This window comes from Paenibacillus glycanilyticus, from assembly GCF_023715145.1.
In the GTDB taxonomy this organism is placed as follows: domain Bacteria; phylum Bacillota; class Bacilli; order Paenibacillales; family Paenibacillaceae; genus Pristimantibacillus; species Pristimantibacillus glycanilyticus_A.
This window is the reverse complement of sequence record NZ_JAMBNP010000004.1, coordinates 313,188-326,575: the sequence shown is the minus strand read 5'-3', so window position 1 is coordinate 326,575 and position 13,388 is coordinate 313,188. Positions and strand designations below refer to the sequence as shown.

Genomic DNA, 13,388 nt, shown 5'->3' with positions numbered 1-13,388 from the left:
ATGGCGGCATCTCGCGCCAATAATTGAAGTCAAATTCCCGGACGATATTTCCGTTCACTAGATGAATCATCTTTCGTGCGTTTCTTGTTCTTCTCGTCCTGCTGCTCGATGGTCTGATCTTCGACCGGAATCGGATCAACCGTACGCTCGCTGGCGAACTTGTCAAACAGGCTCTCCTTATCCGTCGGAATCCCCTCCGGATTATCGCGCTTGCCCTGCTGCTCGTGCCGGCGATCGGCACTATGCTCGAAAGGGTTCATTGCTATCACCTCACTCAGCTTTTAAAACTACTTACCCGGTTTCCAATAGGCTTCAAACTTATAGGTAAGAACTCATGCTGCTCTGTTTAATCATCTAGAGGGATCTTTGAAGCTGAGATTATTACAGAAATATACTGCTCATTTAGTGACAGCGTATAGCCTTCAATGGATACCGGGGCAAGGGGACGACATCGTTACTTATTTAATTAATGCGGATTTAGTAGCAATTGTCGAGACTGAACGTTATGATGCAAGTATAGAGCCTATTATCGAAACAATGTCAATTACACAATACATGATCGGTTTGTGTAAGTCTCATCGCATTAAATTGGCAGTTGCTTTGGATATGGCACGGAAAGATATGGGGCTCAATCAGAGCTAGGTTGTCAGATCAATATAGGGGGGATTCATTGTGGCGGCTAAATCCTTGCTGCACCTCCTTAAGGAGAATCGAGAGCATAATGAAAGATTCCATAGTTATAAAAGCAGAACAAATTGCAGGCGATTTTCTTCGGGAAGAAGTAACATCATCCTACCTGATTAAGGATAGAGGTATCGATAATCAGGTTTGCGTAGTGATAACAGAGAATAGTAAAGTTGTTGTACGCATGAATGATGAAGCTTTTTTCCCAAGCTATGCGAAAGAGAAATGGTGCATCGAGCAAGCTGGCGCAGTTGGCATTCCCGGACCGGAGGTATTGTCCATAGGAATCCTTGATGATACAGCTTATATGATTCAAGCTTTTATTGATGGCGACAATGGTCTGGATTCTAAGGTTTCCAAGGTTGAGGTGTGGAGACAGTTCGGCGAATATACCAGGATTATTAACACTATTCAGGTAAAGGGATTCGGAGAAAATCTGAAGGATCCCGTCCGAGGCGAGTTTCAATCTCCTCCGCATGCAGGATCTGACGGAAGCTGGCTAGGGTATGTGCAGTACAACATAGATAGTTTGACGGAGCATGATCCTTTGATACAGCTTGGCGTTATAACACCGAACGATTCTCGGCAGGTAAGAAGCCTGTTTGAGAATTTGAAGAAAGATACGTTCCGTTTCGGTTTAAATCATGGCGATATCTCTTTGAAAAATACGATAATCAATCACGCAGACGAAGTTATCTTATTGGACTGGTGCAATTCGGAAGTGAGCGCTGTACCGCACGGAACCGTCGCTCAAGTGATGCATTGCCAGATGCTAGGGCTAATAGAAGGACCCAATATAGAGGAATTCCATGCTTTTCTAGACGGGTACGGATTAAACAAAACAGATCTTACAGCTATGTGGCATTTGCTGCTATTAAAGGCCTTCGATACTCTCAGGTGGGCAATAGACCAATGCCCGGACCGGATCGAAGCTTATGCTGCGTTTGCGAAACAAGCTGCTGATACGGTTTTGGATTAGCCGCGAAATTCAATATCAATTTGAAAAGGAGAAACATTAATGAAAATTGGATTTTTAATTATTGACATGCAAGCCGTACACTTACAGGATATCGACAAGAAAGCTATTGATCGCGCTTGCGAGTATATCAATTATGTATCGGACATCCTCCGATCCAAAAATCAAGTAATCATTCACGTTCAGGACGTAGAAGGGATTTCAGAGTTAAATAAAGATTCATTTACAACCATTCCAGAGGTTCAAATGAAGGATACGGACCTTGTTGTAACCAAACAATTCTCAAACGCGTTTTGGCAAACGGAGCTCGATCAACTATTGGCCGAACAGGGCGTGGAGCTATTGATTATTTCCGGAACTGCCGCAGAACATTGCGTCTTGTTCACTTATAACGGAGCCGGTGAAAGAGGCTTTAAACCGGTCATTCTGCAAAACGCAGTCTTAAGCAAGCATAGCGATGCCATAACATCCTTGTATAGAGACAGAAACTTAATCTCGCATCCGGCTATCTCCTATTTAATGTAAAGCATCGATTCGGAAAACTAAGCGGCAGCCGGTCATTATGACCGGCTGCCTATTGTCACGGTATGCGTAAAGTGGCATCTTATTTAACGGTCTTGCTCGCTCCAAGCCCGGTAGATGCGGCGTACTTCTCGGAACGATTGCTTTGGCTTGCGGTATTCATTGACCAGCCCTTTATTGTTGAAGCTTCGGGCGCGGTCGCGGAAATGTCTGGCGTTGCTCTTCAGATCGCCCCGGATATCGGCAAACTGCCAGATGTAGGTGCCTCCAATTCGGAGATCCCCTCTGAATATTTCCAGTGCTTCGGTCACAATATGAGCTTGATAGTCTTCGCTGAACAATCGCGGCTCCCAGCCGACATCCCCGGCTATCCCGGCACCGCCGAACTCCGTCATAAGCACCGGCTTGTCTCCGGCCCCCAATTGCTCGGCCCGCTCGTGAAACTTCTGAAGCATTTCTCTGAACCCATCAACATGGCCCTCATACCAGCCGTAATACTTGTTGATCCCGATAACATCAAATAACGGAAGCAGCACATCCTCCAGCGGATGCATGGTGGCATAGGTGATCAATCTGCTCGTATCCAGCTCTTTTACCAGTTCAACCATTCTCTCCGTCATCTCGTACGCATCTTGCGTTCTGGAATCAAGCTCATTATGTACGGACCAGAATACAACGGAAGGGTGGTGGAGGTGCGTATGGACCATTTCCTTCATCATCGTCAGCGCACGTTCCTGGAATAGGGGTTCACATACAGTCGCATTAGGAAGCATAGCTCCCCAGATCGGAATCTCGCTCCAGAATATAATTCCGTTCTCACAGAAAATTTGCGGATTGAACAGCTGGCTCATGCATACAGTATTTCTCCTTCATACCTGCGCAAGGTGTTTATTAAATATACCGGCATGGGGCCAAAAGAATAGTTGAATCATATCCGCAACCAGCAAGCCTGCGGTTATCTCGTCTTTACGGACTATCCAGTCAAGCAGATTGCCAAGCTATGCGGATATTATGAGGAATATCATTTCAGCAAGATGTTCAAACAGCATAACGGCGTGTCTCCAAGTCGTTATAGGGAACGAAAGAGGGCGGAGAGCGGCAACGTTATGGATTAGCAAACAAGATAACGATGCAACATTGTTGGTGCTGCGGCTTCTTTAATTATAAGAGATCTTGGTGCTACCCAAACAGGTGGAAGAAGTGTATACTTGCGCCAACAATATTCCTTGATTGACTACATAGGAGGGCTGCAGACATGCTTCTGGATGAGAGGTATTTGACCTTATACGAACGTTTTGGCGGCGACTCCGTTCCTGTGGAAGCTACCTTGGAGGAATTATCCGACCTTCTATACTGTACGCCGCGCAACGCCAAGCTTATTCTGAAGAAGCTTCAGAGCGAGCAGCTGATAGAATGGCTGCCCGGGGTAGGCAGGGGCCATCGGTCCAGAATCGTATTTCATACCGGCAAGGAGCCGTATTTGTTAGAGTATGTCACGCATATGGCGGAACAAGGGGATTATAAGCGCGCATTCGATCTTATCGCTCAATACGGAAGCGGAACGAATGCCAGGATCAAATTCCTGGAATGGCTTGATAATCAGTTCGGCTACAAAAAAGCGGGGGCAGGGGAAGGTCAGCAATGCAGGGATTCCCTCGTTTTTCCCGTGTTAAAGGCGCCTCTGACTCTGGATCCGGCCGATCTGCTGTATGCCTTCGATTCTCACCTGATTCGCCAAGTCTTCGACCGGCTGTTGCGGTTCGACGAGCAAATGGGCAAGATTGTGCCGATGCTCGCCCATTCCTGGAATTCAAATCCGGCAGCTACGGAATGGACGTTTTATCTCCGCAAGGGAGTCCGGTTCCATAATGGCCAGGAGCTTACTTCTAGCGACGTGCAATTTAGTCTTAACCGGCTGCATAAGGGAACAGCGAACAGTTGGCTGCTGCGTGAAGTGGCGAGTATAGAGACAATTGGTCCCCGCGTGCTGCGCATCAAGCTTAACCGGGTCAATCGGATCTTTGACCGGTTCATGTGTTCGGCGGCAGCCAGCATTCTTCCTTGCGATTTTGCAGGCAATGAAGAAGAGAATTTCTGGAAACAACCGATTGGGACCGGTCCCTTCCGGCTTGCGAAGTGGACGCATAGCCGAATCAGACTGGATGCTCATGCTGATTATTTTCAAGGCAGGCCCTATCTGGATGAAGTGGAAGTTGTGATTATGCCGGAGGTTTGCAGTACGGATATCGACAAACTTGCGAAGGTTCATCATAGTCTGGATACGATGCGAATGGATCAGACAACTACGCGGGAAGAATGGCAGGAGATCGAGAAGCTCTGTCAGGGCTGCGTTCTTCTGAATTGGAATCTAGCAGCGGCCGGCCCGCAGCGGTCTGAAGCTTTCCGTCAGGCTGTTCGCCTGATTGTTCACCCGGAGGAAATGATAGCGGAGCTTGGCGGAGAACGGGCAATTCCGGCTTTTGGCTTCAGACCGGAAGCAATCCGTTCGCATTCGCTGGAACCCGTACAGCCTGAGCAAATCCGAAGCCTGCTTCAAAACTCCGGTTATGGCGGAGAGACGCTGCGGTTTGCCTTTCATCCCAAGTACAAGGAAGACGGCGCCTGGGTGACGGACCGATTGGCGAAATGGGGCATCCAGACGGAGGTGCTGCCCTACGATAGCTTGTTGCTAGCCGATTTCTGTATTTCCGGACTTGTATTTCCGGAGGATGAGGTTTGCGAGATTGAGGCCTATGCTCATCGTGACAGCGTGATGAATAACTTTTTTGACGCAGAACGGAAAGCGTGGGTATTCAGCCGGATCGATCATGCGTTAGCAGCTGAAACGATGGAAGAGCGCCGTATGTTGTTGAAAGAAATAGAAGAGCGCCTACGTCAAGAAGCGGTGGTTTGCTTCCTTCACCACAGACGCCTAAGTACTTATTTGCATCCATCCGTACGGGGAGTAAGCTTAAATCCTTTAGGCTGGATTGACTTCAAGGATGTGTGGCTGGAGGAGCATGATTAATAGAACGGGATGTCTACAACGTGTATTTAGTTTGCGGTTTGAGGATTAAGGTAATGCATCCGTTTAATAGTTTTAAAGCGAGCGGTCTCTAAAAGGGACCGCATTTTTTGACTCTTTTTTCGCTGGAAAAAATAGATTAGAAAAAAATTGCGAGAAACTGCATTATTTTTGTCGGTTCATTACGTCTATTAAATAGAGAAGAAAACATAATGGTTCAACTGAAAATATTTGCTTATAGCATTTGTTAGGCTGCTAGACTTATAATGGGCTTTCATCTTAAAGTGAATTCCGCACAGAAAGGATGGAATTTGTGAAGAAGTTTTTTGGTTTTGTAGGCATATTTATCATCGTCTGGGCGATTATTTCGGGTGTCTTTATGTTTTTTACGGATTCCGGATATCAGCTTCGAGCGATGGCAGCAGAGAGTATCTTATCATCACAGCATCGCCAGTGGGCGAAGTTTACTTTCTTGCCGCAAAGTGAACTGGATGCCATGTTGGAAAATATAAACAATCCGAGTTATGAGAATAGCGCGTCAGTCAAAGATGATTTAGACGACCTTGTTAACGTAAAATCGGATAAAGATTTGTACGTGCATGTGGAGTCGATCGAGAGCTACACGAATCCTACGCATTATTACAAAGGGAAAATCATCACGATCTCGAATCCGAACCGGGTAAAGCTGGTCAGCTCGAAGCTGAGTGATCACGGGGAACAAATCTTTGTCATTGCAAAGCGGGCGAAAGCACTTGCCGCGATCAATGCCAGTGGCTTTGTCGATTTGAACGGCCAAGGCAACGGCGGAGCATCTACCGGCGTCGTTATCGAGGATGGCGTTATCAAAAGCCAGAACAAAAACACAAAAGAGTTTGTTGCCGGAATTACAAAAGACGGCGTGATGATTACCGGCAAGTACAGCGCGAATGAGCTAGTTAATCTTGGGGTACAATATGCTGCAGGATTCAAACCGCAGCTCATCGTAAACGGCCAAAAGATGGTCGAAGGCGATGGCGGCTGGGGCTGGGGACCGCGTACGGCAATTGGCCAGAAGAAAGACGGCACCATTATTTTCGTTGTTATTGACGGCCGGCAGGCTCGCTCCGTAGGAGCAAGCATTAAAGAAGTACAGGACTTGCTGTATGAGCGCGGAGCCGTTAATGCCATGTGTATGGATGGCGGGTCTTCCGCTTCGATGTATTTTAACGGTGATAATATTACGATTCCTTCTTCTCGCAATAATATACCGCGTTATCTGCCAAACATCTGGGCTTTGATCCCGCAAGAAGGAGATAACCTTCATGTTGATGTGGACGGCAAAAAGGTAACCTCGTTTGAAGGCATTGGCCTCCAATAAATAAATAATCAAAGACCCTCCTGGCGACAGGAGGGTCTTTGTGTTTGATTACGCATAAAACCGGTTATATTCACGCCCCTTTGCCATACAGATAGAAGGATGCCATTTAGGCAGGAAAATATCATTCTGTTGTGGAATTTAATAGAATTTCCTATGAAATGCGGGGTATACCATGGCAACGATAACAGAAGCGTACGTCGACAGTTTGGCGCCAACTGCAGGAGCGATCAAGAACGGAAGAGATCTGGTGAAGAAGAACAGCTTCCAGCTGCTGAATGAGACCGACGATAGAACGCTATTGTTCGGAGAATGCAAAGGAAGCGGCAAAGATCCTTACCGGTGTTCGGTGGACTTCATGAATGAAGGAAGTCCGGTGTTTCGCTGCAGCTGTCCAAGCAGACAATTTCCATGCAAGCACGCTCTTGGTCTCTTATATGCCCGTGCATTAGGCAAAGCATTCGCCACAGCGGAAATGCCGCAGGATATTGCGGATAAACGGGACAAAGCGGAAAAGCGGGAAGAGAAGAAGAAGGAAGCGGCAGCGGCTGATCCGGGAGATTCGGTTAAACCGAAACGCAAGGTAAACAAATCCGCATTGGTGAAAAAGATTGCGGTTCAGCTTGACGGACTTGGCCTATTGGAGAAGCTTGTGCTTCAGCTGACATTGTCCGGTCTCGGAAGCGTAGATAAGAAGACTCTTCAGATGATCGAAGAGCAGGCGAAGCAGTTAGGCAACCATTACATACCCGGGGCTCAAGCCGGTCTCAGGGAATTTGTCATGATTATGCAGCAATCGGAGATCGACAGGGAAGCGGTCTACACGGATGCGATGGAGCAGCTTCTTGCTCTCAGAGCATTAACCAAGAAAGGCAAAGCCTATCTGGAGCAGCGCGCTGCAGATCCGGAATCTCCGATGGAAACGGATACGAACCTCGAAGAGCTGTTGGGTCATGCCTGGCAGCTGGCGGAGCTGCGGGAATATGGACGGGTGCAGAAGGATGCGGAGCTGCTGCAGCTTGCGTTCATGTGCTATACGGATGAAGCGCGGGGTGAATTCGCGGATACGGGGTGGTGGATTGATCTTGGCACCGGCCATATCCGCGTGACCCGGCATCTTAGGCCGTTCCGCGCAGCACGGGCGCTGCGGGAGGAAGATACCTTTCATGCTGTCGTCAAGACCGAGGAGCTATTCCTCTATCCTGGCGAGCTTAATCCGAGAGTGCGTTGGGAGAATGCGACATTCCGGGAGCCGGGGGAGTCAGATTACGCAAAGATAAAGTCCTTGGCTGCAGCCTCTTTCCCCGATGTAATCAAACAAGTAAAAAATGTTATCAAGAATCCGTTAGCCGATAAAAGTCCCGTCATGCTGGTTGCTTTTCAATCCATTGAGCAAATAGACGGTAAGCTTGTTCTTCGAGACCGGGCCGGCAAGCAGCTTCAGCTGGAGGATTTCCAAGGGAACGGACGGACGACGACAGCGCTGGTCTCTCTGCTAGGCGAGGAAGAGCTGAAGGATCAGGCTGCATTAGTCATGTTCCGCCATCATCTTGATGATAACCGGTTAAGCGCGCAATTAATGAGCATGGTTACGGATAGCCGTATTATACGGCTGCTGTACTAGAGGAGAACCGATATGAGCGTAGAGATCTTATCTAATCTGCAGCAGGAGTCGCGGCGCCTGTTCATTGCCGGAAGCGCAATGGCTGCGGGTGATTTGCGGTTGACCAAGCTGCTGCCTTCCATTCAGAAGCTGGGAGAATCCTCTCCGGTGTTCAAGCGTCTTGCTGGCGCGGTGGAAGAATTGTTAGGCGCGAATCGTGAAGAGAGCGCAGTTAAGCTGCTCGAGCTGTCCACGCTGCTGAGTGCCATTCTGTATACCCAGGGTAAAACGGAGACGGAAGGCGAAGCGATTCGCGTGCAAGGCAGCGGAATTGGACTCAAGACGGAGAGTACATACCGCAAGCTGCATCCGTTTATCGAAGCGTTGACAACCAAAGGCCAAGGACGGCTGGAGCAGATCCGAACATCCTTCGAGGACGGCAGCTTTCTGGACCTGCGTGCTCTTCCCGCTGTATGCTCGGCGCTTGACGACAGCTATGCCGAGATTCCGGACTTTGTACAAAACAACCTGATCCCAGCGTTTGGTGAGGCAGCTGTACCTGTCCTAAGAAATCAGCTTAATCTGCAAGGCGGCAAAGGCGACGGGAGAAGACTTCTGCTGCTTCATCAACAGCTTCGAAGCTCCATGATTGAGCTTGTTACGGAGGCTGCCGTCGGCGGGGCGCCCGAAATCAAGATCGCGGCAATCACCATTCTGGGAGAATACCCGGAGCAGGAATCGCTGCTCTTGGAGCTTAGTCTGGAAAGACGCAAGGAGGTCCGTTCAGCGGCGTATTTCTCGCTAGCCAAGCTTGGAACCAGCGCCGCAGAGCAGCGGCTATATGAAGCGGCAGTATCAAAGGATCGCGAGATTGCCGTCGAGCCTATTCAGCAATGTGCTTCTTCCGTACTGCTCAGTCGTCTCATTGTCTTTGGCGGAGAAGCGTTGCAGCGATATTCCGCTCAGGAAGGAACCGCGAGAACGGAATCCGTCGAACAGATTGCAACCGTTATTCGCTGCTTGGAAGGCTCGGGCAGCCAGACGGCGCAAGAAGCGTATTCCTTCATTAGAACGCTATTAACCACAAAGGGCTTCCTCGTGCAGGAGACGGAAAATGTTCAGGAATCCGCGGCGGAGCTGCTGCTTGAACTGGATTGGGAAGAAGCCGATCATTTCGCTATCGAGCTCAGCGATAACTATAAGGGGCCGTTCATCCGCTACGGATTCCGTGCCGCCTTTAAGCTTTTGTCACCGGAGAATGTGTATAACCGATTTGTTGATGTGCTTGGCAACGGGAAATCCAGAGCGGCGAAGCAGCTGCTTATGGCGATCAAGGAGCTGGCCGAAGCGCAGTCCAGATCCGAAGAGGAATATGAAGGTTACGGTGCCGTACAGGAACGGCAATGGGATTCCAGGTGGATTCAGCAGTTTATTCGTCTCGAGCAGACGGAGCTGGTCAGCCTCTTTGCTCAGCGGCCAGACCGGGAGATTACGGACTACTTAACGGCTAAGCTGCAAGCGGCCAGATTGAATGATTGGAATGTTCTCGAGATTCTGCTCACGCTGTTCCGGATCCGCTACAAAGATGCTCCTGAACGGTTTATGGATATTTTGGAGAAAGGGTCCGTGCGCAATATGTACTACTTGAGCTGGCAGCATGCTCGGTTGCTTGCTTATATGCCCAAAGCTTACGCGGAACGCTTGCGTGCTTTTGCAGAAAAGGTTACTTACGAATCCGTGCGCAATGAGGTTGTGGCTATCATTGAGGCAGTGGAGCAGAAGCCCGATGAATTGAATGAAGAGAGCGGAAGGAGCGTTTGGAGATGGATCAAAAGCAAGATGTCCTAAGATTGCCTGCCGAGAAGCTGTATGCCAAGGAGCTTGAGGCGTTGAAGGAGAACGACAAAGCGGAAAGACCTGCCGGCTGGCAGCTTTCGCCCAAAGCGGTACTGACCTTCATAACAGGAGGAAAAGCGGGAAATACGGTAATTACGCCTAAATATATCGGCAACAGAAGGCTGGTTGAAATGGCGATCGCAACGCTTCTGACAGACCGGGCGCTGCTGCTTATCGGAGAACCGGGCACTGCGAAATCGTGGCTGTCGGAGAACTTAACGGCTGCGATCCACGGCGATTCCTCGAAGGTGATACAAGGTACTGCCGGCACAAGCGAGGAGCATGTCCGTTATTCCTGGAACTATGCGATGCTGCTGGCCCAAGGACCTTCCGAGCAGGCGCTCATTCGAAGCCCTATCTTCCGGGCGATGGAAAGCGGCGGAATCGCGAGGTTTGAGGAGATATCCCGCTGTGCTTCGGAAGTGCAGGATGCGCTTATTTCCATTCTATCGGAGAAGACGATCGCGATTCCCGAGCTGAACCGCGAAGCGGCGGCAGACCGCGGCTTCTCGATTATCGCAACGGCCAACACGCGTGACCGTGGAGTAAACGAGATGTCCGCGGCGCTGAAACGCAGATTCAACATTATCGTTCTTCCGGCACCGTCCAGCATCGAGACGGAGATTGATATCGTCCGCCGGCGCGTTGGGGAGATTTCCGCAAGCTATCAGCTAAGATCGGCTCTTCCGGATGAAGAGACCGTACGCAAGGTCGTCACGATATTCCGGGAGCTTAGAAGCGGATTGACGCTGGATGGCAAGGATAAAGTAAAGGCGCCAACCGGAGTAATCTCGACGGCAGAAGCCATCTCTCTGCTAACCGGCAGTATGGCGCTGGCCGGAAGCTTTGGCGACGGTCGGGTTAGTGACGAGGATGTGGCCGCGGGCTTGCAGGGAGCAATCGTGAAGGATGAAGAGAAGGACCGTGCAGCATGGAAGGAATATCTCGAGAACGTCATGAAGAAACGAGGGGCCTCATGGCGAAGTCTGTACGGCGCATGCTCGGAGATCAATGGGTGAGCGGGGCACGGGGACCGCATTGCTATGGCATCCGGCATTTGTCGCCGGCCGGTGCGTATCATCTTCTTGCTTTACTCGATGAGATTAAGCCAACCGCGGTATTGATTGAAGGTCCAAGCGATGCCGTTCAGCTGGCCAATCAGCTGGTGTCGCCCGGCGTAATCCCGCCGGTTGCCTTGCTTGCCTATACAGAGCAGCTGCCGGTTCGAACCGTCTTATATCCATTTGCCGATTATTCGCCGGAATACCAAGCCCTTCTATGGGCGAATCGGAATGAATGTGATGTGGATCTGATTGATCTGCCTACGGAGATCACGCTTGCTTTGATAGAACCGCGAAGAGGCTTGTCTGTTCCTTCGGATGAATCCGAAGCGGGAACGGAAGAGAAACGGCCAGATTTGTACGCACGGATTGCGGAGCTGTCCGGCGAGCCTGATTATGAGGCTTACTGGGAGCGTTACTTCGAACATAATCTTGCCCCTGGCGCCTATCGGCATGCCATTGCCCGTTATTCAGCGGAAATGCGTTCATTGACGGAGGAGGAAGAGCTTCGGTTAGCTCCTCATGAGTCGGCGTATAACGAGATCCGCGAAGCCTATATGCGCCGCAAAATACGGGAGACGATCGCAGCCGGACATGCGGCGGACAATATCGTGGTCATTACCGGGGCTCATCATACATCGGCTATGTCCGAGGAGCTTCCTCCCATGACGGATAAGGAGCTGGCGTTATTGCCGCGGGTAAGAAGCAGAATGACCTTGATGCCTTATTCGTATTATAAGCTCTCCTCCCATTCCGGTTATGGAGCAGGCAACGCTGCGCCGGCTTATTTCGAGCTGCTCTGGCAATGCATGCGGCAAGGCGAGCCGGAGAAGCTCCCGTCCTTCTATCTGTCTTCCGTTGCAGCTCGAATGCGCGAGCAGGGAGCTTGGCGTTCCACAGCATCCGTCATTGAAGCCGTCAGGCTTGCCGAAGCATTGGCATCCATGCATGACGGCGTTCAGCCGACCTGGAAGGATCTGCGCGATTCAGCTACGATTCTGTTCGGGCATGGCGAATACGCGGTTGTGGCGGAGGCTTTTGCCAAGACGGATATTGGCACGGCGATTGGTCAACTGCCTGAAGGGGTGAGTCAAACCCCCGTGCAGGATGATCTTAACCGAGAGCTGAAACGGCTAAAGCTTGACAAGTACAAGACGCTTGTCGCGGCCGACTTGGAGCTTGATCTGCGGGAGAACCGGCGCGTCAAGACAGAGGAGGCAGCCTATCTGGATCTGAACAGATCCGTTCTGCTGCACCGGTTAACGGAGCTTGGCATCCGGTTTGCCCGCAGGCAGCGAACTCGTCAGGCGGATGCGACCTGGGCGGAGCATTGGGTGCTGCAATGGTCTCCCGAAGCCGAGATTGAGATCGTCGAATCCACGTTAAAGGGAGAGACCATTGAGCTTGCCGCGGCTTATGTCATCCATGAAGAGCTGCTCGCTTGTACGGAAATAGCGGAAGCTGCGAAAATCATTCGCCGTGCCGGCAATTGCGGTCTTCCCCAGGTTGCAGGTCAAGCGGTAGCCGCTCTGCAGCGGCTTGCTGTGGATGCCGGGAATTTCGTTCAGATCGCGGATACCGTCCGAGAATTATCCGTCCTGCTCCAGTATGGTTCCGTAAGGCGGATTCATACAGAGGCATTAACGCCTATTATGAAGCAGTTGTTTCTTCGCGGCAGTCTGCTGCTGGTTGAAGCGTCCGGATGCAATGATGATGCGGCATCCGGGATGATCAACGGCATTCATGCCATGAATGTCGTTTCGCAGGAGCATTATAACGAAGTAGATGAGCAGCTATGGCTGAGCAAGCTCAATGATCTTGCTTCCCGCGATGACCGCAATGCCAAGCTGTCCGGTTATGCTTTCTCCATCGTGCTTGAACGAAATGCTGCCAGTGAAGAAGAATGCGCGCGCGAGGTCTCCCGACGGTTGTCTCCCGGTATCCCTGCCGACCTTGGCGCAGGCTGGTTTGAGGGGTTATCCCTGCGCAACCGTTATGCGCTGTTATCCCGGGATTATCTATGGAAGCAATTGGACGCTTATATCCAATCCCTTGAGCCGGAGCCTTTCAAACGATCGCTTGTCTTTTTGAGAAGGTCGTTTGCCAGCTTTGAACCGCGGGAGAAAGCAGCCATTGCCGAACTGCTCGGAGATATTTGGGGTACGGGATCGGAAGCATCGGGCGAGGAGCTGCAGCGTTCGCTTAATGAGGAAGAGAAGGAGATGCTGGATGAACTTAATGATTTTGACTTTGGAGATCTGTAGCCT

General features: G+C 50.5%; 13 protein-coding genes. 11 read left to right on the top strand and 2 right to left on the bottom strand.

Features of this window, described 5'->3' with window-relative positions; genetic code table 11:
- Window positions 1-29 precede the first annotated feature (29 nt).
- On the bottom strand, window positions 30-260 hold the full coding sequence (locus tag M3194_RS13930) for a hypothetical protein (RefSeq protein WP_251654676.1): 231 nt from the start codon (window positions 258-260) through the stop codon (window positions 30-32).
- Between the two features lie 106 nt (window positions 261-366).
- On the opposite strand from M3194_RS13930, the gene M3194_RS13925 reads away from it, so the two are divergent.
- The 3 genes from M3194_RS13925 to M3194_RS13915 all read left to right on the top strand — a co-directional run bounded on the left by M3194_RS13925 (window position 367) and on the right by M3194_RS13915 (window position 2,185).
- Window positions 367-642, top strand: coding sequence for a hypothetical protein (locus M3194_RS13925; RefSeq protein WP_251654675.1), 276 nt, complete (start codon window positions 367-369; stop codon window positions 640-642).
- A 79-nt stretch (window positions 643-721) separates the two neighbouring features.
- On the top strand, window positions 722-1,663 hold the full coding sequence (locus M3194_RS13920; protein WP_251654674.1) for a phosphotransferase: 942 nt from the start codon (window positions 722-724) through the stop codon (window positions 1,661-1,663).
- A gap of 39 nt (window positions 1,664-1,702) precedes the next feature.
- Complete coding sequence (locus tag M3194_RS13915) at window positions 1,703-2,185, top strand: cysteine hydrolase family protein (RefSeq protein WP_251654673.1); 483 nt, start codon at window positions 1,703-1,705, stop codon at window positions 2,183-2,185.
- Between the two features lie 83 nt (window positions 2,186-2,268).
- Here the strand turns inward: M3194_RS13915 and M3194_RS13910 are convergent, their stop codons facing one another.
- Window positions 2,269-3,033 carry a glycoside hydrolase family 2 TIM barrel-domain containing protein gene (locus M3194_RS13910; RefSeq protein ID WP_251654672.1) on the bottom strand — a complete coding sequence of 255 codons (765 nt, stop codon included), beginning with the start codon at window positions 3,031-3,033 and terminating at the stop codon, window positions 2,269-2,271.
- Here M3194_RS13910 and M3194_RS31660 point away from each other — a divergent pair.
- The 8 genes from M3194_RS31660 (at window position 3,010) to M3194_RS13875 (ending at window position 13,385) form a co-directional block, all read left to right on the top strand.
- Window positions 3,010-3,105 carry an AraC family transcriptional regulator gene (locus tag M3194_RS31660; protein WP_397334320.1) on the top strand — a complete coding sequence of 32 codons (96 nt, stop codon included), beginning with the start codon at window positions 3,010-3,012 and terminating at the stop codon, window positions 3,103-3,105. The genes M3194_RS13910 and M3194_RS31660 overlap by 24 nt on opposite strands.
- Window positions 3,106-3,297, top strand: coding sequence for a helix-turn-helix domain-containing protein (locus tag M3194_RS13905; RefSeq protein ID WP_251654671.1), 192 nt, complete (start codon window positions 3,106-3,108; stop codon window positions 3,295-3,297). It begins immediately after the preceding gene.
- A gap of 140 nt (window positions 3,298-3,437) precedes the next feature.
- Entirely contained in the window at window positions 3,438-5,210 is a 1,773-nt protein-coding gene (locus tag M3194_RS13900) for an SgrR family transcriptional regulator (protein WP_251654670.1), read from the top strand.
- Between the two features lie 310 nt (window positions 5,211-5,520).
- Window positions 5,521-6,564, top strand: a complete 1,044-nt coding sequence (locus tag M3194_RS13895) for a phosphodiester glycosidase family protein (protein WP_251654669.1) — start codon at window positions 5,521-5,523, stop codon at window positions 6,562-6,564.
- A gap of 172 nt (window positions 6,565-6,736) precedes the next feature.
- Window positions 6,737-8,185: an SWIM zinc finger family protein gene (locus tag M3194_RS13890; RefSeq protein ID WP_251654668.1), complete on the top strand. Its 1,449-nt coding sequence runs from the start codon at window positions 6,737-6,739 to the stop codon at window positions 8,183-8,185.
- 12 nt (window positions 8,186-8,197) lie between these two features.
- Window positions 8,198-10,012 carry a hypothetical protein gene (locus M3194_RS13885; RefSeq protein ID WP_251654667.1) on the top strand — a complete coding sequence of 605 codons (1,815 nt, stop codon included), beginning with the start codon at window positions 8,198-8,200 and terminating at the stop codon, window positions 10,010-10,012.
- On the top strand, window positions 9,988-11,079 hold the full coding sequence (locus M3194_RS13880; RefSeq protein WP_251654666.1) for an ATP-binding protein: 1,092 nt from the start codon (window positions 9,988-9,990) through the stop codon (window positions 11,077-11,079). Before M3194_RS13885 ends, M3194_RS13880 begins: the two co-directional genes overlap by 25 nt.
- On the top strand, window positions 11,037-13,385 hold the full coding sequence (locus M3194_RS13875) for a DUF5682 family protein (RefSeq protein WP_251654665.1): 2,349 nt from the start codon (window positions 11,037-11,039) through the stop codon (window positions 13,383-13,385). Before M3194_RS13880 ends, M3194_RS13875 begins: the two co-directional genes overlap by 43 nt.
- The last annotated feature ends 3 nt before the right edge of the window (window positions 13,386-13,388 follow it).